The 22582-nt window shown below is 69.5% G+C and carries 23 protein-coding genes; 8 read left to right on the top strand and 15 right to left on the bottom strand.

Annotated features, from left to right (window positions below):
• Positions 1-473, bottom strand: a 473-nt coding sequence (locus E1281_RS03590) for a CGNR zinc finger domain-containing protein (RefSeq protein ID WP_131875674.1), incomplete at its 3' end; no start/stop codon positions are given.
• A 189-nt stretch (positions 474-662) separates the two neighbouring features.
• The gene (locus E1281_RS03595; RefSeq protein ID WP_131875675.1) at positions 663-1853 is read right to left on the bottom strand and encodes an NADP-dependent malic enzyme; all 1191 of its coding nucleotides are present in this window, start codon (positions 1851-1853) and stop codon (positions 663-665) included.
• Positions 1854-2210: 357 nt separating this feature from the next.
• Between E1281_RS03595 and E1281_RS03600 the strand changes: the two genes are divergently transcribed.
• Genes E1281_RS03600 through E1281_RS03610 form a run of 3 tightly spaced genes read left to right on the top strand, consistent with a single transcriptional unit; the run spans position 2211 to position 4850 of the window.
• Positions 2211-3119, top strand: a complete 909-nt coding sequence (locus E1281_RS03600) for an ABC transporter substrate-binding protein (RefSeq protein ID WP_131875676.1) — start codon at positions 2211-2213, stop codon at positions 3117-3119.
• Between the two features lie 4 nt (positions 3120-3123).
• Positions 3124-4038 (top strand): amino acid ABC transporter permease, encoded by a 915-nt coding sequence (locus E1281_RS03605; protein WP_131875677.1) that lies wholly within the window; start codon positions 3124-3126, stop codon positions 4036-4038.
• Positions 4035-4850, top strand: a complete 816-nt coding sequence (locus E1281_RS03610) for an amino acid ABC transporter ATP-binding protein (RefSeq protein ID WP_131875678.1) — start codon at positions 4035-4037, stop codon at positions 4848-4850. Before E1281_RS03605 ends, E1281_RS03610 begins: the two co-directional genes overlap by 4 nt.
• A gap of 78 nt (positions 4851-4928) precedes the next feature.
• On the opposite strand, the gene E1281_RS03615 is transcribed toward E1281_RS03610, so the two are convergent.
• The 5 genes from E1281_RS03615 to E1281_RS03635 form a co-directional block, all read right to left on the bottom strand.
• Positions 4929-5960, bottom strand: coding sequence for a hypothetical protein (locus tag E1281_RS03615; protein ID WP_131875679.1), 1032 nt, complete (start codon positions 5958-5960; stop codon positions 4929-4931).
• 160 nt (positions 5961-6120) lie between these two features.
• Positions 6121-6504: a hypothetical protein gene (locus E1281_RS03620; protein ID WP_165958778.1), complete on the bottom strand. Its 384-nt coding sequence runs from the start codon at positions 6502-6504 to the stop codon at positions 6121-6123.
• A 44-nt stretch (positions 6505-6548) separates the two neighbouring features.
• Positions 6549-7358 carry a phosphotransferase gene (locus tag E1281_RS03625; RefSeq protein ID WP_165958779.1) on the bottom strand — a complete coding sequence of 270 codons (810 nt, stop codon included), beginning with the start codon at positions 7356-7358 and terminating at the stop codon, positions 6549-6551.
• 5 nt (positions 7359-7363) lie between these two features.
• The gene (locus E1281_RS03630; RefSeq protein WP_131875682.1) at positions 7364-7852 is read right to left on the bottom strand and encodes a hypothetical protein; all 489 of its coding nucleotides are present in this window, start codon (positions 7850-7852) and stop codon (positions 7364-7366) included.
• Positions 7853-8096: 244 nt separating this feature from the next.
• A complete protein-coding gene (locus tag E1281_RS03635; protein WP_131875683.1) occupies positions 8097-8516 on the bottom strand; it encodes an ATP-binding protein in 420 nt (139 codons plus the stop codon).
• A 139-nt stretch (positions 8517-8655) separates the two neighbouring features.
• Here E1281_RS03635 and E1281_RS03640 point away from each other — a divergent pair, with 139 nt between their 5' ends.
• From E1281_RS03640 to E1281_RS03650, 3 genes are all read left to right on the top strand, one after another.
• The gene (locus E1281_RS03640) at positions 8656-9459 is read left to right on the top strand and encodes a DUF5753 domain-containing protein (RefSeq protein WP_131875684.1); all 804 of its coding nucleotides are present in this window, start codon (positions 8656-8658) and stop codon (positions 9457-9459) included.
• Complete coding sequence (locus E1281_RS03645) at positions 9456-9662, top strand: DUF397 domain-containing protein (RefSeq protein WP_131875685.1); 207 nt, start codon at positions 9456-9458, stop codon at positions 9660-9662. The genes E1281_RS03640 and E1281_RS03645 overlap by 4 nt, the downstream gene beginning before the upstream one ends.
• 155 nt (positions 9663-9817) lie before the next feature.
• Positions 9818-10786 (top strand): zinc-binding dehydrogenase, encoded by a 969-nt coding sequence (locus E1281_RS03650; protein WP_131875686.1) that lies wholly within the window; start codon positions 9818-9820, stop codon positions 10784-10786.
• Positions 10787-10832: 46 nt separating this feature from the next.
• On the opposite strand, the gene E1281_RS03655 is transcribed toward E1281_RS03650, so the two are convergent.
• The 7 genes from E1281_RS03655 to E1281_RS03685 form a co-directional block, all read right to left on the bottom strand.
• Complete coding sequence (locus E1281_RS03655; protein ID WP_131875687.1) at positions 10833-11624, bottom strand: PadR family transcriptional regulator; 792 nt, start codon at positions 11622-11624, stop codon at positions 10833-10835.
• Complete coding sequence (locus tag E1281_RS03660) at positions 11621-12445, bottom strand: DUF4097 family beta strand repeat-containing protein (RefSeq protein ID WP_131875688.1); 825 nt, start codon at positions 12443-12445, stop codon at positions 11621-11623. Before E1281_RS03660 ends, E1281_RS03655 begins: the two co-directional genes overlap by 4 nt.
• Before the next feature lie 97 nt (positions 12446-12542).
• Positions 12543-12722, bottom strand: a complete 180-nt coding sequence (locus E1281_RS03665; protein WP_131875689.1) for a DUF6104 family protein — start codon at positions 12720-12722, stop codon at positions 12543-12545.
• A 116-nt stretch (positions 12723-12838) separates the two neighbouring features.
• A complete protein-coding gene (locus E1281_RS03670; protein WP_131875690.1) occupies positions 12839-16579 on the bottom strand; it encodes a multifunctional oxoglutarate decarboxylase/oxoglutarate dehydrogenase thiamine pyrophosphate-binding subunit/dihydrolipoyllysine-residue succinyltransferase subunit in 3741 nt (1246 codons plus the stop codon).
• A gap of 172 nt (positions 16580-16751) precedes the next feature.
• The gene (locus E1281_RS03675) at positions 16752-17423 is read right to left on the bottom strand and encodes an AIM24 family protein (RefSeq protein ID WP_131875691.1); all 672 of its coding nucleotides are present in this window, start codon (positions 17421-17423) and stop codon (positions 16752-16754) included.
• A gap of 62 nt (positions 17424-17485) precedes the next feature.
• Positions 17486-18394: a glutathione S-transferase family protein gene (locus E1281_RS03680; RefSeq protein ID WP_131875692.1), complete on the bottom strand. Its 909-nt coding sequence runs from the start codon at positions 18392-18394 to the stop codon at positions 17486-17488.
• Positions 18395-18487: 93 nt separating this feature from the next.
• A complete protein-coding gene (locus tag E1281_RS03685; RefSeq protein WP_131875693.1) occupies positions 18488-19555 on the bottom strand; it encodes a dihydrodipicolinate reductase in 1068 nt (355 codons plus the stop codon).
• A gap of 235 nt (positions 19556-19790) precedes the next feature.
• Here E1281_RS03685 and E1281_RS03690 point away from each other — a divergent pair, with 235 nt between their 5' ends.
• Entirely contained in the window at positions 19791-20693 is a 903-nt protein-coding gene (locus E1281_RS03690) for an SDR family oxidoreductase (protein WP_131875694.1), read from the top strand.
• A gap of 4 nt (positions 20694-20697) precedes the next feature.
• Positions 20698-21495: an enoyl-CoA hydratase-related protein gene (locus E1281_RS03695; protein WP_131875695.1), complete on the top strand. Its 798-nt coding sequence runs from the start codon at positions 20698-20700 to the stop codon at positions 21493-21495.
• Between the two features lie 59 nt (positions 21496-21554).
• Here the strand turns inward: E1281_RS03695 and E1281_RS03700 are convergent, their stop codons facing one another.
• The gene (locus tag E1281_RS03700) at positions 21555-22397 is read right to left on the bottom strand and encodes a hypothetical protein (protein ID WP_131875696.1); all 843 of its coding nucleotides are present in this window, start codon (positions 22395-22397) and stop codon (positions 21555-21557) included.
• Between the last annotated feature and the right edge of the window lie 185 nt (positions 22398-22582).

Below are 22582 nucleotides of genomic sequence, written 5' to 3' on the forward strand. Positions count from 1 at the left end.
GAGCAGTAGCGGCGGGAGCGGTTCGCGGTCGTGTCGAAGTACACCTGCTCGCAGCCCTCGGCCTTGCACAGGCCGAAACGGCCGATCCCCCGGTCGGCGACCTTGGCCGCCAGGCCCATCGCGGCGCGGGCCGCGTAACGGTCGGGTATCGAGCCGGACTCGTTGAAGTGCAGATGCCAGTCGTGGCCGTCGTGGCGGGACATCTGCGGATGGACGGGATGATGGATGAGCAGCGTGTTGAGGCGGTCCACGGCGTCGTCCTCGTCCCCGCGGGCGGCGGCGGTGAAGATCGCCCGCAGCTGTGCGCGCAGTTCCCGCATGGCGTAGAGATCGCGGTGCGCGATCCGCCCGCCGAGATGCGGCCGGTGCGCCAGCAGTGCCCGAAGCCCATCGAGATCACGCAGGTCGTCGCCCTGGGGACCCTGCGTGTTCACGAGATCGATCGCCAGGTCTGCGTATGATGCGAGATTCACCTTCGCTCCTGATCGACGCGGCCTCAATGGACCCAGTCTCATTCCCTCATGGCAAGAAATACACCGGTTCTTGGGGAGAAAATGAGGCGGGCGACGCGGAATTGATCGAAAAGAGGCCGCGAACACCCGGACGGCCCGCGTTCCCCGGCGGGAACGCGGGCCGTCCGGAAAGTCGATCGTGAATTTCCGTCAGACGCGGTTCACGCCCTCCTTGCGGGCCTGCTCGGCCACCGCCGCGCTGACGGCCGGGGCGACGCGGTCGTCGAAGGGGCCGGGGATGACGTAGTCGGGGCCCAGGTCGTCGCCGATGATGTCGGCGAGCGCGTTGGCCGCCGCGAGCTTCATGCCCTCGGTGATCGAGTGGGCGCGCACGTCCAGGGCGCCGCGGAAGATGCCCGGGAACGCCAGCACGTTGTTGATCTGGTTCGGGTAGTCGCTGCGGCCGGTCGCCACGACCCTGGCGTGCCGCCGCGCGACGTCGGGGTGCACCTCGGGGGTGGGGTTGGACAGCGCGAACACGATCGCGTTCTCCGACATCGTGGCGACGCACGTCTCATGGACGGTGCCGCCGGACAGGCCGATGAACACGTCGGCGCCGCGCAGCGCCTCCTCCGTGGAGCCCTTCAGGTGCGACCGGTTGGTGATCGCGGCGATCTGCGTCTTGACCGGGTTCAGGCCGTCCCGGCCCTCGTAGATGAGGCCCTTGCTGTCGGACAGCGCGATGTCGCCGATGCCGCCCTCGATCAGCATCTTGGAGACGGCGATGCCGGACGCGCCCGCGCCGGCCACGACCGCGCGCAGCTCCGACAGCGGCCTGCCGACCAGGCGGGCCGCGTTCTTGAGGGCGGCGAGCACCACGATCGCGGTGCCGTGCTGGTCGTCGTGGAAGACGGGGATGTCGAGCGCGGCGCGGAGCCGGTCCTCGATCTCGAAGCACCGGGGGGCGCTGATGTCCTCCAGGTTGATGCCGCCGAAGCTCGGCGCCAGCCGGGTCACGGTGTCGACGATCTCGTCCACGCCCGTGCAGTTCAGCGCGATCGGCACGGAGTCGACGTCGGCGAACTCCTTGAACAGCAGGGACTTGCCCTCCATGACCGGCATGGAGGCGGCGGGACCGATGTCGCCGAGGCCGAGCACGGCGGTCCCGTCGGTGACGACGGCCACGACCTTGGACGTCCAGGTGTAGTCGTAGGCCAGTTCGGGACGGTCGGCGATCGCGGTGCACACCCGGGCCACGCCCGGCGTGTAGGCCAGCGAAAGATCGTCTTTGTTGCGGACCGGAATGGTCGACCGCATTTCCAGCTTGCCGCCGCGGTGCAGCGTAAAGGCCGGATCATCGTCGAGTGAGGACGGTTCGGTGGGAATGGGCTCAGCAGCCACAGCGACCCCTGTCAGTGAAAGTTGGCTTTCTTGCGATGCCGCCGCGGTGGTGTGGCGTGGTGGCCGGTCACCTGGTGGTCATCTCGCGACGTACGGGGGTCACCCGTCGTCCGATTCTCTCATACGGGGCTCCGCCCGCCCGGGGACCGGGGTGGTGGTAACCATCACGTGATCCACCCCACCGCGGCCTGGAGGACCGGGGGGCGAGCGGAGTTCGCCGCTGGACGGTCGTTCCGGGGCTGCGTCGTTGCGTGATTGTTTCGGGTCCTTTATCCAGATCAGGGCGGTCGTGGGTCAAAATGTGCACCTGACCTTCGGATCCGCGCGGATCCGACGCAACCACTTGGAGGGGGACCAGTGAACACCGGTTCTCTGCGCCGTCGCGCCGTCGCGGCGGGCGCGCTCGTGCTGACGGGCGCTCTCGCCCTGTCCGCATGTGGCGACAGCAACGACTCGGCCGACCCGGGCTCCGGCGGCTCGAACACGAGCGCGGACGCCAAGCTGGCGGCCATGGTCCCGGACGCGGTCAAGAGCGACGGCAAGATCGTCGTCGGCACCGACGGGTCCTACCCGCCCAACGAGTCCGTCGACCCGGCCACCCAGGAGATGGTCGGCTGGGACGTCGACCTCTTCGACGCCGTCGCGGCCAAGCTCGGCCTGAAGACCGAGTACAAGAACGCGGGCTTCGACACGATCATCCCGGGCGTCCAGTCGGGCAAGTACGAGATCGGGGTCTCCTCCTTCACCGACACCAAGGAGCGCGAGCAGGCCGTCGACTTCGTCACCTACTACACGGCGGGGACGGCCTGGGCGTCGCTCACGGGCAACCCCAAGGGCGTCAACCCCGACGACGCCTGCGGCAAGAGCATCGGCGTGCAGCAGGGCACGGTGCAGGTCGACGACCTCACGGCCAAGAGCAAGGAGTGCACCGACGCGGGCAAGCCGGCGATCAAGCAGGTCGTCCGCAAGCAGCAGACCGAGGTCAACAACGACCTGGTCGCGGGCAAGGTGGACGCGATGGCCGCCGACTCGCCGATCATCGGTGACGCGATCAAGAAGACCGGCAAGCTGGAGATCATCGGCCAGGCCTACGACACTGCGCCCTACGGCTACGCCCTCGGCAAGGACTCCGGCCAGTTCAAGGACGCCGTCCTCGCCGCGTTGAAGGCGCTCATCGCCGACGGCACCTACAAGAAGATCCTGACGGACGCCGGGGTGGAGAGCGGCGCGATCACCGACCCGGCGATCAACGCCGCGCAGAGCTGATCGCATGACGGTCGACGACGACGTCGAGAAGGGGCGGCCCGAAGCGATCCGGGCCGTCCCGGTCCGGCATCCCGGCCGCTGGGTCGCCGCCGCGGTCGTGGTCGTGCTGCTCGCGATGTTCGTCAACTTCCTGCTGACGAGCGATGCCCTGGAGTGGTCGGAGCAGCGCAAGTACATCACGTCCGAAGCGGTGCTGAGGGGCGTCCGCAACACGATCCTGCTGACGGTCGCCGCGATGGTCGGCGGCATGCTGATCGGCACCGTCCTGGCGCTGATGAGGCTGTCGGCCAATCCGCTGCTGAGCAGCGCGGCCTGGCTCTACCTGTGGTTCTTCCGCGGCACGCCGCTCTACACGCAGCTGCTCATCTGGGGCGCGATCGGCACGCTGCTGCCGACGGTCGGGATCGGCATCCCGTTCGGGCCCGAGTTCCACACCTGGGAGACGCAGGCGCTGGTCACCCCGATGATCGCCGCCGGTCTGGGCCTGATCCTGAACGAGGCCGCCTACATGGCGGAGATCGTCCGGGCCGGGATCCTGTCGGTGGACGAGGGGCAGCAGGAGGCGGCGAGCGCGCTCGGCATGTCCCGGATGCAGACCATGCGCCGGATCGTCCTGCCGCAGGCGATGCGGGTCATCGTCCCTCCGACCGGCAACGAGGTGCTCTCCATGATGAAGAACACCTCGCTGGTCGCGGCGGTCCCGTTCTCCGAGCTGACGTTCACCGCGCAGACCATCTACGCCAGCACCTACAAGATCATTCCGATGCTGGTGATGGCGTGCCTGTGGTACCTGCTGCTGTCCTCGGTCCTGATGATCGCCCAGTACTACATCGAGCGGTACTTCAGCCGGGGGGTCGGCAAGGGGGCGTCGCCACGCCGCCAGCGGGTCCGCTTCCGCGGCGGAGGCGGCGGCCAATGAGCGGAGGTGAGGACGAGGTGACCCTCGCCAAGGAACCGGCGCCGGAGAGCGGCGGTCTGATGGTGAAGGCCGAGCAGGTGCACAAGTCGTTCGGCCGGCTGGAGGTGTTGAAGGGCATCGACCTCCAGGTCCGGACGGGCGAGGTGATGTGCGTCGTCGGCCCGTCCGGTTCGGGGAAGTCGACGTTCCTGCGCTGCATCAACCACCTGGAGAAGATCAACGCCGGGCGGCTGTGGGTGAACGGCCACCTGGTCGGCTACCGGCAGCAGGGCGGCAAGCTGTACGAGCTGCGCGACCGGGAGGTCTCGGCGCAGCGCCGCGAGATCGGCATGGTGTTCCAGCGCTTCAACCTGTTCCCCCACAAGACGGCGCTGGAGAACGTGATGGGTGCGCCGATCTGGGTCAAGCGCCAGCCGAAGGACCAGGTCAGGCAGCGGGCCCTCGCGCTGCTGGAGCGCGTCGGGCTGAGCGACAAGGCGCAGGTCTACCCGTCGCAGCTGTCGGGCGGGCAGCAGCAGCGGGTGGCGATCGCGCGGGCGCTCGCGATGGAGCCCGCGCTGATGCTGTTCGACGAGCCGACCTCGGCGCTGGACCCGGAGCTGGTCGGCGAGGTCCTGGACGTCATGAAGCAGCTCGCCCTCGACGGCATGACCATGATCGTGGTCACCCACGAGATGGGCTTCGCCCGCGAGGTCGGCGACTCCCTGGTCTTCATGGACGACGGCGCCGTGGTCGAGCAGGGCACGCCCCGCGAGGTCCTGGCCAACCCCCAGCACGCCCGCACCCAGGACTTCCTCTCCAAGGTCCTCTGAGCACATCCGGTTTTCCATGGCGAAGGGGCGACTTCAGACGGACCCCTTCGTCGACGACGGCCGCGGACGTCGGCTGAGTCAGACGCGGCCACCGCGCTTCGTGGGAAGCCCGATCCCGAGCAACTCCACGTCCGGGGAGATCACCTCGTGCCAGAGGTCGTCGAAGGGGACGCCGTAGGACCGCAGCGCGCCGACGAGCATGCGCGCTGCGGTCTGGGCCTCCTGCCAGCCGACCGTCGGGAAGTCGCACGTCAGCAGGCCGTCAAGGTCGCGCGAGTCGGCCGGTTGCCAGCCCAGGTCGGCCATCGCCTCCGACCAGCCGGGGCCGGGATCGTCGGGGACGCGCGCCTGGAGATGAAGCGTCCAGTCCTCGAAGGTGGTCCACTGCACGAATCGGAGGTCCTCCGGGGTGCGCACGACCACGGTGAAGCGGTCGGGTACGTCCAGGAGGGCGAAGTCCCGGACGACCGATCCCAGTGTGGTCGCCAGCTGCTCCTCGAACTGGTTCCAGTCGTCGGCCCAGACGCCGCCCGGGGCCCAGTCCCACCCCCGGCCGAGCACCTGCCAGTAGCCGAGTTGCTCGAGCGTGTGCTCAGGCTCGGCCCAGTTCGATGAGAGGTGCTCGTCGCGGTCGACGGCATCGGTGGGGCTGACCCGCAGGGACGTGTGGCCGCCGGCGTGTTCGAGCTCCAGCAACCGCACCGGGTTGCGCCAGCGCAGCAGCGGCCCGGGGCCCCGCATGATCGACGGCGGGCCCAGGGTCTCTTCGAGGGCAGCGCGCACGCTGAGGAAGAGATCTTCGCCTTCTCCCACCGGTACGGAGATCTCGGAGCCGAGATCGGAGCCGTGCCGGGCCACCTGCCCGAGGCCGGTGCCGAGGCCGGTGTCGTACTGATCGTGGGACTCCCCCTTGCATCCCGGGCGGAAGTCCTCGTAGTTCCACAACCGGGGGTAGAGGCGGCTCCGTTTCCGTTCCTCGGCGGAGGCCCGTGTCGGCAGCCAGCCGAGATGGGCCGGGGCCCGGTCGAACGCGGCCTCGTCCCATCCGGTCATGTCGAGCGTGGCGAAGCGGCCGACGAGTTCGCGGACCTGATCATCGGTGAGGGGCATAACAGATGATCTTAGGAGGGGTCCCGGTACCAGCGGCTGCTTCCTCCTGTCGTACCCGTGAAGAGGCCCCGCGCCCCGCGGGGCCTCCATGCTTCACGTCTTCCGCGGTTCGTTAGCCGATAGACCACGTCCTCTCTTCTCGTCGGCAGGGGGCGCCGCCTCACGTCTTGAGCACGGCGAGCACCTGGTCGATCTGCCGGGCAGGGAGGTACAGGTTCGCGCCGGGCCGACGCCCTTGGACTGTGATCGGGCTGCTGCACTCCCAGCCGTGCCCCGCAGCGATGCCCGCCGTCAGGGCGACGAGCCGCTCGGCGTCTTCGAGAGGCAGTTGCAACCAGGCGAAGCCGTCCCAGAAGGCCGCGTAGCGGGCCCTGCGTGGCTTCGGGTACAGCCACCCTCCGCCGTGGACGCTCGCGCCGACGTCCTCGCAGCACTGGAAGGTCCCGATTCCCGTGTCCCAAAGTGCCTGGACGAGCGGGACCATCCGGCAGTCGATCTGGACGTGTTCACCAGTCGGTGTGGTGAGTGTCTCGACAGCATGCACTTGAACGGCCTTGGGTGCTTCTGAGGCTTGGCTGTCATGCCGACTCATTCGAGGACTCCTCGGTATGACGCCCAGCGCCGCACATCAGCCAAGTAGGGGCCGATCCACTCGGCCGAGACCATCTCGTGGCGGCGGGTCCACACGGCGGTGTGCAGCCGGGCGTACTGGTCGATGGAGGTGGGATCTGCCTCCCGCCAGGCGGGGAACTGGTGCAGCCACTTCTCGGCCGAAGCGGGAGTGTGCCCAGCCGACAGCAACCAGGGGATCATCTGCCCCATCTCGACCCATGGGGCTCCGTGACTGACGAAGGCCCAATCCACGAAGTAGACCGCGTCTTCAGGGGTGATGAGGACGTTCTTGGCGTTGATGTCGGTGTGCAGCAACGCCTGCCCCGACATCGGGGATGCATCCCCGCCGATGCCGTGCCAGCGCATGGTGACGGGACGGTCCACCACGGCGGGCGGGGACGTCTTCTGGAGGAGATGTACCGCTTTGGCGACCAGGTCCAAGTCACAGGAACCGGGGGAGTAGTCCGGGTGACGGCCCGGTATGTGCTCGAACACGAGCACGAGCCACCCCTCGACCTCCGTGCTCCGCAGAAGCCGAGGGGCGAACTCGTTGACGAAGGGGTTGACCTTCGCCTCCCACCGAAGCGACGTGACCTCCGGGCCGTCCTTCTCCGGGAGCTTGCGCGCCGCCTTGACGAACACGGTTCCATGTTCGCCGATCACCGTTGAGGCGATGTCGGCGTGGTTGCCGGAGTCGGCGGGACGGATGTCCTTGATCTGCCCGTATTGGTTGGTAATGGCCTCTCGTTCTGAGGCGGGCAGGTCGTCCCAGTCGCTTCGCGTCATGTTCCCTACAACCTGGTGAGGCGGCCCTGGCAGATGTCCGAGCAGCAGCTCGTTCCCGACTCCCAGAAGCGGTCGTCCACCGGCCATCCGTAGTGGCGCATCGCCCGGACGGTGATGGCGACCGATCGGCCGCTGGTGATGGATGAGTTGCTGACCGGGACGTGGTCGATGAACCGGTCACCCGTCAGCTTCTTGCAGAATTCCCGGTAGTCCGCGGTCAGGTCCAGGAAAGCGTGCAAGGCGTCGTCGATTTCCTTCGACGGAGTGAGGTGGTTGAACTCCTCCGCGTCCCGCACGATGCCTTCGGGCGGGCTGGACGGGTTGTACTCGGCGGTTGCCGCGAGGAAGCAGAGCATCTGCTCCACCATTGACTCGGCGTAGAAGCGGGCGACGTACAGGTACTCGTCCCGAAGACGCCCGACGAGCCGGTCGAACAGGTCGGGGGAGATCAGCTCCCGGGGGTCGCGGGCCGGGGCCTGGACTGTGAGTGTCATACGACTTCTTCTCCGGATCTTGAAGGGAGGGGCTCGTCTCATGGCTTTGAGCGGTCGATAGACCACCTGCTCTCTTCTTTCGGATTGGACAACGGATCTCCAGGGCGCCTTTCGTGTCGGCCCCGCGCCTTACGTGCGCGGCCGACCGCCCATGGGTAGAGCAGGAGGCCCGTTATGAGACCGGAGAGGACCGATACCGTGACGGCGATCAGGATGGGCCAGACCAGCGGCCAGAGATCAGGAGTCATGCCGAAACCGCCAGTTCCGCCCCGATGACCTTCCGGTTGTCGTCCTCCCAGTGCATCCACCACTGGGCGCACAGTTCGGCGACCAAGGGAAGTCCCCGACCGCCTTCGGAACGGTCCGACAGCGGGATGAGAACGGCCGGTTCCGAGATGCCGTCGCGGACCTCGATGATCGGGCGGCAGCCGTCCAGATGGCAGCGGAAGAGGATGTCCTGGGTGACCCCGTACTTCTCGGAGGCGAGTACGGAGTTGGTCACCAGCTCGGAGGCGACGAGGCGGGGAACGTAGTCGTCCCCCAGCCCCCAGTGGTCCCAGGCCACGGCGACTAGATCCCGGGCGAGCTTCACCGACTCGCGAACGGGTTTCAGAGTGAGGGCGAAGTCGTCTTTGCGGGGATTCGAGTGGCTCTGGGGGTGCATCGTACTTCCGAATTCGTTGGGTTCTCGTGTTCTCTGACACACATCGTCAACCTCCGGGCTACTCTCAGCCAGAGAACCGCGCCTACACATGCCCCCCGACGCCTACAGTCCGCTGTAGGTAGGCCCGAAAGGTTCACAGATGCCGGATATTGACCCCATGGCATCCGCTCTCGACTTCTACCTGTTCCACATGAAGCGCTTTCGGGAAGGCAGAAGCCTTTCCCAAGAGGCCCTCGGTGCCAAGGTCGATTACACGGGCAAGTTCATCGGGCTCGTGGAGACCAAGAGGCGCCGCCCGAACATGAAGCTCTCCACCGCAATGGACGAGCTGTTCCAGATACCGAAGTTCTTCGAGGCGATGCTCCCCCGCATCGCCGAGGAGGCCGGTCTGCCTCCCGGCTTCTGGGAGTACGTCGAGGAGGAGGCCCGAGCCTCCCAAATCCGGATCTACGGGCAGTTCGTCATCCCTGGAGTTCTTCAGACACCGGAGTACGCACGCGAGGTCATGCGTGCGGGCAAAAAGCAGGAGCACCTGGAGGAACTTGTCCAGACCCGTATGGGCCGTAAGGAGATCTTCGACAGGGAAGACCCGCCGAACGTCATCGTCGCCTTGGAGGAAGGCGTCCTCCGGAAGGTCGCAGGGTCTCGAGAGATCACTCGAGCGCAGCTTGAGCAGCTCCTGAAGTACTGCAACGAGCCCAACTTCGCCATCTACGTGCTTGGGCACTCCGCACAGGTGTTCCCCGAAGGGTCCTTCACCGTCCTATCCTTCGAAACCGACCCTGACATGGGCTACGAGGAGTCCGTAGGGGGGAGAGGTCGGCTGATCGAGCCGGGACCGCAGGTGACGGAGTTTGCAGTAGGGTTCGAGCTGATCAGGGAAAAGGCCCTACCTGCGGCAGAATCGGAAGCTCTGATCCGCGAAGTACTGGAGACGATGTGAACGAGAGCAGCAAGACCGCTCCCCAGTGGCGTAAGAGCAGCTACAGCGGTGGAGACTCCGGTCAGTGCGTCGAGTTGGCCTCGCTGGACGGCTCTGTCGGCATCCGGGACAGCAAGAACCCCCACACCCCCCACCTCGCCGTCGGCCGGGAGGCGCTGTCGGGCCTTCTCGGCCGTATCAAGGCCGGGGAACTGGACTTCTAGGGCCCGGTCCACGGCCCGTTCGGCCCGGCTCATCCAGCTCGGCGAGACACTCGGCCGGACTTCCGGCCGAGTGTTTTGCGTGCCGGGGTACTGCCCCGCTCTGCTGCGAGGGGGCGGGCCGTCCGTCGGCTCGGGGCGGTGGTTAGTGTGCGTTCATGTTCGCTGTCACGGCTACGCAGATCGACGCAGACAATCCGCTGAACGGGCTGACCGCGGGGGAGATGCCCGAACCCGACGTACCGGACGGCTGGACGACCGTCACGGTGAAGGCCGCCGCGCTCAACCACCACGACCTCTGGTCGCTCAAGGGCGTCGGCCTGCCCGCCGACAAGCTCCCCATGATCCTCGGCTGCGACGCCGCCGGGGTGGACGAGGACGGCAACGAGGTCATCGTCCACTCGGTGATCGGCGACCCCGCGCGGGGCGGCGGGGACGAGACCCTCGACCCGAAGCGGTCGCTGCTGTCGGAGAACCATCCCGGGGCCCTGGCCGAGAAGGTCGCGGTGCCGCGCCGCAACCTCGTGCCGAAGCCTGCGGAGCTGTCGTTCGCGCAGGCCGCCTGCCTGCCGACCGCGTGGCTCACCGCCTACCGGATGCTGTTCGACAAGGCCGGGCTGCAGCCGGGGTCGTCGATCCTGGTGCAGGGCGCGGGCGGCGGCGTCGCGACCGCGGCGATCGCGCTGGCGTCGGCCGCGGGCTTCCGCGTCTACGCGACCAGCCGCAGCGAGGCCAAGCGCAAGCGGGCGCAGGAACTCGGCGCGGACGCGGCGCTGGAGACGGGCGCGCGGCTTCCCGAGCGGGTGGACGCCGTCATCGAGACCGTCGGGCAGGCGACGTGGTCGCACTCGCTGAAGTCGCTGCGGCCGGGCGGCCGGATCGTGGTGTCGGGCGCCACCAGCGGCCAGGTGCCGCCGGCGGAGCTGAACCGCGTGTTCTTCCTGCAGCTTCAGGTGATCGGTTCCACCATGGGCACCCGCGACCAGCTGGAGCGGCTGGCGCGTTTCCTGGTCAAGACGGAGACCAAGCCGCTGATCGACCGGACGCTGCCGCTGAGCAGAGCCCGCGAGGGGTTCGAGGCGATGGCCGGGGGCGACCTCTTCGGAAAGATCGTCTTCACGCCCTGAGGCGCGGCTGCCGACCGGGTGCGGGCCGCGGCCGGGGACGCCCCGGTCACGGCTTGCCCTGGTCGCCCTCGTCGTCCCGGTCCCGCTGGAGGACCTCTTCCTTCAGGCGGGCGCGGGCCTCGTCCAGGACCGCCTGCACCGCCGACAGGCCGCGCTCGGCCTCGTCCATGACCGCCTGGACGGCGGCCAGGCCGTCCTCGTCCAGCCGGGTGTTCCTCGCCGTCCTGCCGACGTCCTCGACGAACTTGCTGAGCACGCGCTCCAGCTTCAGGCGCGCGACGTCCTCGCGGGCGCCGGTCGCCGTCTTCCACGCGTCGTCCCAGTTCTGCCGCCACTCCGCCTTCCACGCCTGCTTCTGCTCGCGCCAGTGCTCCTTCTGGCGCTTCCACTCGTCCTTCTGGCGCTCGGCGGTCTCCTTCCACGCGTCCTTGGACGTGGTCCCGCCCTGGTCGCGCATCGTCCGGGCGGCCTGGGTGAGCTCCTCGCGCAGGCTCCGGACGGTCTGCCGGACGTCCTCCTGGACGCCCCGCGCGAACTCCTGCGCCGAGGCGGAGATCTCCTCCTCCAACTCGGCCAGCTCGCCCATCCGGTGCTCCAGCTCCTCGCGGCCCTTGTCGGTCAGCGAGTACACCTTCTTGCCCTTGGCCACCTCGTGGGTGACCAGGCCCTCGGCCTCCAGCCGGGCCAGCCGGGGGTAGATCGTGCCGGGGGAGGGGGAGTAGACCCCGAGGAACCGGTCCTGCAGGTGCCGGATCACCTCGTAGCCGTGCCGCGGGCTCTCCTCCAGAAGCTTGAGCAGGTACAGCCGCAGGCGACCGTGGCCGAAGACGGGGCTCACGTTGAGTCCTTCCGGGGGGTGGTGATGTCCGGCTCGTCGTCGCGGCCGAGGAGGGTGATCGGGCCGGAGACCGTGTTGACCGTGAGCCGTCCCGAACCGTCGCCGATCTTGCCGGCGACGCTGCGCGCCACGGGCCGCTCCTGCCGGCCGAGTTCGGGGAACGACGTGTCGATGCGCCCGGCGGCCGAGTTCAGCGTGACCTCGGCGCCGGCGGATTCGGGGATGCGCAGGGCGACCTCGCCGGAGACCGTGTTGACGTCGACCCTGCCGTCGCCGACCAGGTCGACGTCGGCGGCGATGCGCCCGCTGACCGCCCGGGCGGTCAGGTGGTCGATGGACCCGCCGGCGAGGGACAGGTCGCCGGACACGGACGTGAACGACACCGTCCCCTCCAGGCCCTGCGCCTCGATCGCGCCGGAGACGGTGTTGGCGTCGATCGCGCCCGCCACCTCGTCGAGCGTGACGTCGCCCGAGGCGCTCTTGATGGACGTGCGGGCCGTCATCCCGGTCACGACCGCGTCCGCGGACACGAGGTTCAGCGTGAGCGGGCAGTCGTGCGGGACGGTCACCGTGATGGACGCGCGGCATCTCTGCGTGCGCAGCCAGGTCAGCACGCCCTCCCACAGCTTCTCGTGGGTGATCGTCAGCATGCCCGCCTCATGGGTGATCACGAGTGGCGGGCCCTCGACGTCGCCGATCATGACGGACGGCCGCTCGTCGGAGGCGAGCACCGAGATGTCGCCCGCGATCAGCGTCGCCCGCAGCGCGACGGCGCCGTCGAAGTCGAGGGTGGTCGGTTCGTCGATCGTCCAGCGCGACATCGGGGTATGCCCTTCGTCCGAGCGTCCTGTGACCAGTAAACACGATATGTCGCGTCAGCGGAAAGTCAAGATGTATCGCGTTTGGGCGGTGAACGGATCAGTCCTCGTCCTCGTCGTCCAGGCGCGCCAGCCAGGTGGCGAGCCGGTCGACGGGCGTCTCGAACTCGGGGTTGAGGTCGACGAACTCGCGCAGCCGCTCGGCCAGCCACGCCAGGCCGACCTGCTCCTCGCCTCGCCGCTCCGTCAGCTCCTCGATGCCCCGGTCGGTGAAGTACATGGCCTGATCCACTTTCTGCGCGTTCCGATTCCTGCGGCGCCGCCACGCCGACGCCGAGGGCCCCGGCGCGGTGCACCGGAGCCCTCGCGTCCTGCGTCTGCCCTGCTCTGCCCGTACTACTGCTTCTGCTCGCCGAACAGCCTGGCGAGGAGCGCCTCCTGCTCCGCCTGGTGCAGCTTCGCCGAGCCCACCGCGGGGGACGAGGACGCCGGGCGCGACACCCGCGACATCTTCAGACCCTCGAGGTGGTGCGCCAGCTTCAGGGCCATGAACGGCCAGGCGCCCATGTTGGCGGGCTCGTCCTGCACCCAGACGATCTCGGCGTCCGCCGGGTACTTCGCCAGCTCGGCCCTGATCTCGTCCACCGGCGGCGGGTACAGCCGCTCGACCCGGACGACCGCGGTGTCGTTCGCGCCCGCGGCCTCCCGGGACTTCACCACCTCGTAGTAGATCTTGCCGGTGGTGAGCAGCACCCGCCGCACCCCCGCCGGGTCGATCGCCGGGTCGCTCTCCGGGATCACCGGCTGGAACGCGCCGCCGGTGATGTCGGAGACCCGGGACGCGGCCGCCTTCAGCCGCAGCAGGTACTTCGGCGTGAACACCACCAGCGGCTTGTTGCGGCCCGACAGCACCTGCCAGCGCAGCAGATGGAAGTAGTTCGCCGAGGTCGTCGGGTACACGACCGTCATGTTGTCCTGCGCGCACAGCTGCAGGAAGCGCTCGATCCGCGCGGACGAGTGGTCGGGCCCCTGGCCCTCGTAGCCGTGCGGCAGCAGCAGCACGACGCCGGAGTGCTGGCCCCACTTCTGCTCGCCGGACGAGATGTACTCGTCCACGATGCTCTGGGCGCCGTTGGCGAAGTCGCCGAACTGCGCCTCCCACGCGACCAGCGCGTCCGGCCGGGTCATGGAGTAGCCGTACTCGAAGCCCATCGCCGCGTACTCGCTCAGCAGCGAGTCGTGGACGTAGAACTTCGACACGCCCTGCCCGAACTGCTTCAGCGGGGTGTACTCCTCGCCCGTCTTGCGGTCGACCAGGACGGCGTGCCGCTGGCCGAACGTCCCGCGCCGGGTGTCCTGCCCGACGAGCCGCACGGGGCGGCCGTCGATCAGCAGCGAGCCCATCGCCAGCAGCTCGCCGGTCGCCCAGTCGATCGCGTCGTCCTCGATCATCTGGGCGCGGCGCTGCAGGATCGGCTGGAGCCGCGGGTGCGGGGTGAAGCCCTCCGGCAGGCTGACCTGCGTCTCGATGATCCGCTTGACGGTCTCCTCCGAGATCGCGGTCCCGGCCTTGCCATGGTCGATCGGGATGCGTTCCTCTTCGTCCGGCTTGACGACCGAGCCCGGCTCCTGCGGCCGCTTCACGGCCTCGCGGGTCTCGGTGAAGGCCCGCTCGAGCTGCTCCTGGTAGTCGCGCAGCGCCTGCTCGGCCTCCTCGACCGTGATGTCGCCGCGGCCGATCAGCGCCTCGGTGTACAGCTTGCGCACCGACCGCTTCGCGTCGATCAGGTCGTACATCAGCGGCTGGGTGAACGAGGGGTTCTCGCCCTCGTTGTGGCCCCGGCGCCGGTAGCAGACCATGTCGATGACGACGTCCTTCTTGAACGTCTGCCGGTACTCGAACGCGAGCTGAGCCACCCGCGCGCACGCCTCCGGGTCGTCGCCGTTGACGTGGAAGATCGGCGCCTGGATCATCCGGGCCACGTCCGTGGAGTACACGCTGGAGCGCGAGTACTCGGGCGCGGTCGTGAAGCCCACCTGGTTGTTGATGATTACGTGCACGGTGCCGCCGGTGCGGTAGCCGCGCAGCTGGGACAGGTTCAGCGTCTCGGCCACCACGCCCTGCCCGGCGAACGCGGCGTCGCCGTGGATCAGCACGGGCAGCACGCTGAAGCCGGCCTCGCCGACGTCCAGGAGGTCCTGCTTGGCGCGGACCACGCCCTCCAGCACCGGGTCGACCGTCTCCAGATGGGACGGGTTGGCGACCAGCTCACAGTGGATCTTGGAGCCGTCGTCGGCGACGAAGTCCCCGGACGCGCCGAGGTGGTACTTCACGTCGCCGGAGCCCTGCGCGCTGCGCGGGTCGAGGTTGCCCTCGAACTCGCCGAAGATCTGCCCGTAGGACTTGCCGACGATGTTCGCGAGGACGTTCAGCCGGCCGCGGTGCGCCATGCCGATGACGACCTCGTCCAGGCTGGCCTTCGCCGACGCGGAGATCACCGCGTCCAGCAGCGGGATGACCGACTCGCCGCCCTCCAGCGAGAACCGCTTCTGCCCGACGAACTTCGTCTGCAGGAACGTCTCGAAGGCCTCGGCGCTGTTCAGGCGGCGCAGCACGTGCAGCTGCTCCTCGCGCGACGGCTTGTCGTGCGGGACCTCCACGCGCTCCTGGATCCAGGCCCGCTCCTCCGGGTCCTGCATGTGCATGTACTCGATGCCGACCGTCCGGCAGTAGGCCATGCGCAGGACGCCGAGGATGTCGCGCAGCTTCATCGTCGGCTTGCCGCCGAACCCGCCGGTCGCGAACTCGCGCTCCAGGTCCCACAGGGTGAGGCCGTGCTTGAGGATGTCGAGGTCGGGGTGGCGGCGCTGCTTGTACTCCAGCGGGTCGGTGTCGGCCATCAGGTGGCCGCGGACCCGGTAGGCGTGGATCAGCTCGTGGACGCGGGCGACCTTGGCGACGTCGTCCTCGTGCGTCGCGGAGATGTCCTTGACCCAGCGCACCGGCTCGTACGGGATGCGCAGCGCCTCGAAGATCTCGTCGTAGAAGCCGTCCGCGCCGAGCAGCAGCTCGTGGATGCGGCGCAGGAAGTCGCCGGACTGCGCGCCCTGGATGATGCGGTGGTCGTAGGTGGAGGTCAGCGTCATCGTCTTGCTGATCCCCATGCGCGACAGCGTCTCGCCGGACGCGCCCGCGAACTCCGCCGGGTACTCCATCGCGCCCACGCCGATGATCGTCCCCTGGCCCTGCATCAGCCGCGGCACCGAGTGCACGGTCCCGATCGTTCCCGGGTTCGTCAGGCTGATCGTCGTGCCCTGGAAGTCCTCGATGGTGAGCTTGTTGTTGCGCGCCTTGCGGACGACCTCCTCGTAGGCGGCCCAGAACTGGCGGAAGTCGAGCGTCTCGGCGGCCTTGATGCTCGGCACCACCAGCTGCCGCGACCCGTCGCTCTTCTGCAGGTCGATCGCCAGCCCGAAGTTGACGTGCTCCGGCCGGATCTGCACCGGCTTGCCGTCCACCTCGGTGAACGCGGTGTTCATCTCCGGCATCGCGGCGAGCGCCTTGACGATCGCGTACCCGATCAGGTGGGTGAACGACACCTTGCCGCCGCGGCCGCGCTTGAGGTGGTTGTTGATGACGATGCGGTTGTCGATCAGCAACTTGGCCGGGACGGTGCGCACGCTCGTCGCGGTCGGAACCGCGAGGCTGGCCTCCATGTTGGTGGCCGTCCGGGCCGCGGCGCCGCGCAACCTGATCTCCTCCGCGCCCTCCGGCACGGGCGGCGGGACCGGCTTGCCCGCGGCCGGCTTCCCGGTGCCCGGCTTCTCCGCCTTCGGGGAGGGCTTGGCCTTGGGAGGCCCGACCGGCTGCTGCGGTGTCGGCGGAGCGGCCGCCGTGCCGTTGCCGGCCTTCGGGGCCGTGGTCCCGGCGGGCGCCTGGGGCGCCCCCGGGGAGGCGGGGGTCACGGACCCGGCCCGGCTGTCCGGCTGGTAGTCCGCGAAGAAGTTCCACCAGGCCTCGTCAACCGAGTTCGGATCCTCGAGGTACTTCTGGTACAGCTCGTCGACCAGCCACTCGTTGGCACCGAAGTCTGTCATCGTTGGGTCGGCACTAGTTTGCGACGACTCTGTCGACACGGCGGAGATCGCCCTCTTCCGCAGCTCGCAGGTAATTTCTTAGACTCAACAAGGCTACTCGTTCTTGCTCTTGTCACATGCCAGCACGGTGAGACGCCGCCCACGCGCCGCCCCAGTATGGCTCAACCTGCCGAAGCCAGGACCGTGGCTTCGGCAGTGTTCGCCGGCCTGATCAGTGGTTGTGGGGGGCGACGGTCGGGCCCTCGCTGGCCTGGACCAGGACGAATCCCTGGCCCTGGTAGGCGAGCTGCATGGCTTCGCCGCTGCCCCGGCCGATCAGGGCGGCGGCCTTGAAGGTCCGGTTGACGCCGACCTGGAGGCTGGTGCTCCAGGCGACGGCGGACTGGCCGTCGGCGAAGGTGGGGGCGCGGCCGCAGTCGAGCATGACCGGGGTGCCGTGGGTGGTGAGGGCGACGAAGCCGGTGCCGGTGAGGGTGGTGTTGAACAGGCCGCCCGCGGCGATGCCCGCGCCCTGAACCTTCTGGATGTCGGACTGCAGGTGGGCGTCGTAGGCGAGGATGTTGGCGCCGTTGACGGTGAGCCCCTCGTTCTCCAGGTAGAAGAGGTGGATGTCGTCGGCGTCGTTGGCGACGAACAGCAGGCCCTGGCCCTTGACCCGCATCGTCGGGACGCCCTCGCCGGTCAGGGCCTTCTTCATGAACTTGCCGATGCCGCCGGAGCCCTCGTAGTCGAATTCCATCTGGCCCTGGAAGGCCACCATGGACCCCTGCCGGGCCAGGACGTCGCCGTTGAGGTGGATCCGGAGCATCTTGGAGTTCTGGAGTGCGAAGTGGCCGGGGAGCTGCTGCCCCTGGTCCATGTTTCCGAAGAACTGGCTGCGCATGGTCGGGTCGTGCCTCTCGTGGTGATTGCTAGAGGTTCGCCAGCATAACGAGAGTGACGAGGTCAGCGGTTCCGGCCATGGGGGGCGGACCAGTCGATGAGGGGGCCCATGGGGACGATCCCGGACGGGTTGATGTGGGGGTGGGTCACGTAGTAGTGGCGCTTGATGTGATCGAAGTTCGTGGTCTCGCCGAACGCCGGGATCGCGTACAGGTCACGGGCGTAGCCCCAGAGGGCGGGGTAGTCCGTCACGCGACGCAGGTTGCACTTGAAGTGCGAGTAGTAGACGGCGTCGAAGCGCGCGAGCGTCGGGTAGAGCCGGACGTCGGCCTCGGTGATCTCGTCGCCGAACAGGTAGCGGCTGCCGGAGAGGCGCTCTTCGAGCCGGTCGAGGGTGGCGAAGAGGGCGCCGGCGGCTTCCTCGTAGGCGTCCTGGGAGGTCGCGAACCCGGCCTTGTAGACGCCGTTGTTGACGGTCGTGTAGACGAGCTCGTTCAGCTCGTCGATCCCGGGGCGCAGCGCCTCCGGGTACAGGTCGGGCGCGCCCGCCCGGTGGTGCGCGGTGAACTCCGTCTCCATCATCGTGGTGATGGCCGGGAAGTCGTTGGTGACCAGGCGCTCCGTCTCGGTGTCCCAGACGCACGGGACGGTGTAGCGGCCCTCGAAGGAGGGGTCGGTCCCGAGGTACAGCTCGGAGAGGAACTCCGCGCCGGTGACCGGGTCGCGGCCGGGGAGGCGCCAGCCCCGCTCGTCGCGGATCGGGTCGACGACGGCGACGCTGATCGCGTCCTCCAGTCCGAGCAGCCGCCGCACGATGAGGCTGCGGTGCGCCCACGGGCACGCGTAGGAGACGAACAGCCGGTAGCGGCCGGGCTCGGCGGGCAGGCCGCTCGACCCGTCGGCGGTGATCCGCTCGGTGAACCGGTTCGGCTGCCGGACGAACCGGCCCCCCTCGACCTCCTGGACGCTCATTCCGCACTCCTCCCGACGCCGATGGGGTGGTCCCGCAGCCCACGATATCCGCCGGTGCCCGGCCCGGGACGTCCCCGGGGTGGTGGCGGACGCTCAGATCCGCATGCGGCCGCGGACCATGGGGAGGTCGAGGGCGGTGCGGATGCCCGGCTCGGCGGCGCAGACGACCGGGATCGAGTTGAGGGCGTGCGAGGCTGCGGCGGAGATCGCGTCGGTCACCCACGCGTCGTCGGTCCCCAGCGTGAGCGAGGGCCGGCCGTCCACGCGGAGCGAGTACCCGGGGCTGCCCCACTCGTCGCCCGTCCGCGCGGCGTCGGCCTTGTGCACGACCTCAAGGGTGATCACGGGCCGTCCGGCGGCGAGCCCGCTGAACGTCCAGCGGGCCTCCGCGACCGTGCCGCGCGGGACCGGGCCGGCGGCGGTGGCGAGGTCGGTGCGTGCGAGCCGGTGCTCCGCGTCCACGTCGATCTCGTCCAGGTCGACGCCGAGGCCGGCCGCGACCAGGTGCAGGCTCTCGGAGAACACCGCGCGCATCGCGGTCCGGGCGGGGCGGAGCGCGCGCAGGTACGCCTCCTCGTCCTTCCCGAAGCCGAGCATGTGGTGGATCATCCGCCAGGACGGGTGCGGGGCGAAGTCGGTGACCTCGCGGACGTAGACGTGGGTGATCCGCCGCGACAGCCGCGCCAGCATGAGCGGCATGAGGTCGGCCATGAAACCGCCGCTGATCCCGCTGCCGTGCACCGAGGCGCCGCCGCGCTTGCACGCCTGTTCCAGCTCGTTCACGTACTGCGGGCCGTGCGCCTGCGGGTAGACGAAGCCGTTCACGGAGACGACGTTCTTGCCGGAGGACAGCAGCGCGCAGACCGTCTCGAGTTCGGTGGACCGGTCGGGCGCCGGGCTCGGGGCGTAGACGACGCAGTCGGCGTCCAGGTCGAGGATGTCCGCCATGTCGCCGGTCGCGGTGACGCCGGCGCGGTCGCGCCCGGCGAGGACTCCGGCGTCGACGCCGTCCTTGGCCGCGGTGTGGACCCAGGCGCCGGCCAGCTCCATGTCGTCCCGGTCGAGGACGCCGCGGATCACGCTGCGGCCGACCGCGCCCGTCGCCCACTGCACGACGCGGTACGGGCGGGTGCTGGACGTGAACGCGTCGGCAGGGCTCATCGAGACGGGACCTCCGTTGCTCCTCGGCACAGGAGGTTACGCCGTCCGCTCCGGCGAAAAGGGCATTCAGCGCAACTTTCCCCCTTGCCTCATCGTACGCAGGACTGCCCTGGCGTCCAGGAGGGAAGGAAGTCCGGGGGCCGCGGCCGAGCGGGATTCGGTTCAGTGGTACCACTGTGTATCCCCCTGGGTGATGACCCGGGGAGCGTAGTCGGTGCGATGTGAGGAGACAGGGATGTCGGAACTGCGCTACGACGGCCGCGTCGCGGTCGTGACCGGAGCGGGCCACGGCCTCGGCCGCCAGCACGCGCTGGAGCTCGCCGCACGCGGCGCCAAGGTCGTCGTCAACGACCTCGGCGGCGACCGGTCCGGTGCCGGCGCCTCCGCCGGCCCCGCGCAGGATGTCGTGGACGAGATCAAGAAGAACGGCGGCGAGGCCGTCGCCAATCCCGACAACGTCGCGACCTCCGAGGGCGCGCAGGCGATCGTCCAGGGCGCGCTGGACGCGTTCGGCAAGGTCGACATCGTCATCAACAACGCGGGCATCCTGCGCGACAAGTCGTTCAAGAACATGACCCCGGAGGAGTTCGACTCGGTCATCGCCGTCCACCTGCGCGGCTCGTTCCTCGTCTCCAGCGCCGCGTGGCCCCACCTGCGCGAGGGCGGCTACGGCCGGATCGTCAACACCTCGTCCCCGGCGGGCCTGTTCGGCAACTTCGGGCAGGTGAACTACTCCACGGCCAAGATGGGGCTCGTCGGGTTCACCAAGACCCTCGCCCAGGAGGGCGCCAAGTACAACATCAAGGCCAACGCGATCGCGCCGGTGGCCTGGACCCGCATGACCGAGGACCTGCTGCCCGCCGACTTCGCGGACAAGCTCGGCGTCGACCAGGTCACGCCCCTGGTCGCCTACCTCGTCCACGAGGGCAACGAGGACTCCGGCGAGGTCTACACGGTCGGCGGCGGCCGCATCGCGAAGATCTTCGTTGCGGAGGGCCCCGGCTACGGGCAGAAGACGACGCTGTCGGTGGAGGACGTGCGCGACAACTGGGCGGCCATCAACGCGGCCGAGCCGATGACCGTGTTCAGGAACGTGGGCGAGCAGATGGGCCCGCTCATCCAGCAGCTCGGCTCCTGAGCCGTTGGCCGGGATCAAGCTCGACCGGCGGGACGGGGTCCTCACCATCACCCTGTCCCGCCCTGAGCGTCTGAACGCCGTCGACGGCGCGCTGACCGAGGAGATGCTCGACGTCCTGCACGAGCTGGCGCGCGACCCCGGCACCCAGGTCGTGGTCCTCACCGGCGAGGGGCGCGGGTTCTGCTCGGGCATGGACATCCAGGGCGGAGACCCGGGCGAGAAGAGCGCGGAGGGGCGCGCCCAGCGGCTCTACCGGGGCATCGCCCGCGGCGGCGAGGTCACCGCGCGGCTGCGGGAGATCCCGCAGCCGGTGATCGCGGCGCTGCGCGGCCCGGTCGCCGGGATGGGCGTCTCCTGGGCGCTGGCCTGCGACATGCGGGTCGCCGACCCGACGACCCGGTTCGTGGTGCCGTTCGTGGACCTCGGCCTGTCCGCCGGGGACTGCGGCCTGTCCTGGCTGCTGCCCCGCCTCGTCGGCCCGGCCAGGGCCGCGGAGATCTCCTACCGGGGACGGCGCCTGGACGTGAACCGCGCCGACGCCCTCGGCCTCATCACCGAGATCTCCGCCGAGGGCGCCGACCTGGAGGCGGCCCAGGCCCTCGCCGACGAACTGCTCACCAAGTCCCCCTACGGACTGCGCCGGACGAAGGAGCTGCTCAACGCGTCCCTGGACGCGCCCGGACTGCGGCGCCAGCTCCAGGCGGAGACCGCCGCCCAGGCCCTCGCGTTCTTCACCGAGGATCTGGCCGAAGGCATGACCGCCACGATGGAGAAGCGACCCCCCAAGTTCGGCAACCGCTGAACCGCCTCCGGTCCGAGTGGCCCGGGGGTCAGCCTCCGGGCTACTCGGACAGGGCCAGGCTACTCGGACAGGGCCAGGGAGAGGGCCTCCACGTAGCGGAGCGCGGCCAGTCTGGCCAGGGCCGGATGGGCGCCCAGCGGGGCGGCGTGGGCGGAGCCGACGGCGGCCGCGGCGGGCGCGGTCAGGTTCGCCTCCGGCTCGGAGCCGATCAGGTGGGGCGCGACCGCGATGGACGTGGCGCCCGCGGCGCGCAGCTGCTCCGCCGCGGCCTTGACGGACGCCTCGTCGTTCAGCGAGGCGGTGAAGACCGGGGCCGCCAGCCGGGAGGCGAGCAGCACGCCGGTGACCTCGGCCTGGCGCACGGCCGCGGCGTCCCCCGGGGTGGCCACGATGACGCCGGACGCGGCGGTCACCATCGTCATCAGCCTGATCCGGTCGGCGCGGGCGAGGCCGGCGTCGGCGAGCCGGTCGTGCAGCGCCTCGGCGATGAGCGGGTGCGGGCCGAGCGGCTCGGCGGCGACGGCGTGCGCCGGGGTGGCCGCCACCGCGGCCCTGACGGCCGTGTCCAGGGCCGGGTCGGGCCCGGTGGACAGCGGGACGACCACGGCCGCCAGCTCGTCCTCCTCGCGGCGCAGCCCGGCCAGGACCGCGTGCAGGCCCGCCTCGTCGCCCTCCAGGTGGCCGATGTGGGCGGGCTGGCCGGTGTGCTCCAGCTCGACGAGCCTGGCGAGCTCGGTGGCGATCTCGGTGCCGGCGTGCCGGGCGGGGCCGGGGACGGCCAGGACCAGCGTGGGGGATCCGGGGGGCAGCAGGAAGGATTCGTCGCCGCGGTGCCGGCCGCCGCGCGGTGTGCGGCGCCGTCGCGACGGCAGTGCCTCGGATGCCTGGCTTTCGGGACTCACGGCGGGCATCGTAACGCCCTGCGGCCGGGGAGCCGGAAACCCGTCCCGGCCGGCCGTGTCCGGCGGCCCGGTGCGGGCGCCCTCGTTCCGGCCCTCGTTGCCTGTATGGATCGTGGATCTCCTTCCCGTGCCGGCCGCGACGCGAGCGGTGGGTGAAGCAGCACAGTATGGCGCATCCGGCCCGC

Source organism: Actinomadura sp. KC345 (assembly GCF_004348515.1).
In the GTDB taxonomy this organism is placed as follows: Bacteria; Actinomycetota; Actinomycetes; order Streptosporangiales; family Streptosporangiaceae; genus Spirillospora.

Excerpts from the sequence above, each read along its gene's own strand:
- E1281_RS03605 (WP_131875677.1), top strand. The coding sequence starts at position 3,124 with ATGACGGTCGACGACGACGTCGAGAAGGGGCGGCCCGAAGCGATCCGG.
- E1281_RS03610 (WP_131875678.1), top strand. The coding sequence starts at position 4,035 with ATGAGCGGAGGTGAGGACGAGGTGACCCTCGCCAAGGAACCGGCGCCG.
- E1281_RS03615 (WP_131875679.1), bottom strand. The coding sequence starts at position 5,960 with ATGCCCCTCACCGATGATCAGGTCCGCGAACTCGTCGGCCGCTTCGCC.
- E1281_RS03625 (WP_165958779.1), bottom strand. The coding sequence starts at position 7,358 with ATGACGCGAAGCGACTGGGACGACCTGCCCGCCTCAGAACGAGAGGCC.
- E1281_RS03630 (WP_131875682.1), bottom strand. The coding sequence starts at position 7,852 with ATGACACTCACAGTCCAGGCCCCGGCCCGCGACCCCCGGGAGCTGATC.
- E1281_RS03635 (WP_131875683.1), bottom strand. The coding sequence starts at position 8,516 with ATGCACCCCCAGAGCCACTCGAATCCCCGCAAAGACGACTTCGCCCTC.
- E1281_RS03640 (WP_131875684.1), top strand. The coding sequence starts at position 8,656 with ATGCCGGATATTGACCCCATGGCATCCGCTCTCGACTTCTACCTGTTC.
- E1281_RS03650 (WP_131875686.1), top strand. The coding sequence starts at position 9,818 with ATGTTCGCTGTCACGGCTACGCAGATCGACGCAGACAATCCGCTGAAC.
- E1281_RS03660 (WP_131875688.1), bottom strand. The coding sequence starts at position 12,445 with ATGTCGCGCTGGACGATCGACGAACCGACCACCCTCGACTTCGACGGC.
- E1281_RS03665 (WP_131875689.1), bottom strand. The coding sequence starts at position 12,722 with ATGTACTTCACCGACCGGGGCATCGAGGAGCTGACGGAGCGGCGAGGC.
- E1281_RS03675 (WP_131875691.1), bottom strand. The coding sequence starts at position 17,423 with ATGCGCAGCCAGTTCTTCGGAAACATGGACCAGGGGCAGCAGCTCCCC.
- E1281_RS03680 (WP_131875692.1), bottom strand. The coding sequence starts at position 18,394 with ATGAGCGTCCAGGAGGTCGAGGGGGGCCGGTTCGTCCGGCAGCCGAAC.
- E1281_RS03685 (WP_131875693.1), bottom strand. The coding sequence starts at position 19,555 with ATGAGCCCTGCCGACGCGTTCACGTCCAGCACCCGCCCGTACCGCGTC.
- E1281_RS03690 (WP_131875694.1), top strand. The coding sequence starts at position 19,791 with ATGTCGGAACTGCGCTACGACGGCCGCGTCGCGGTCGTGACCGGAGCG.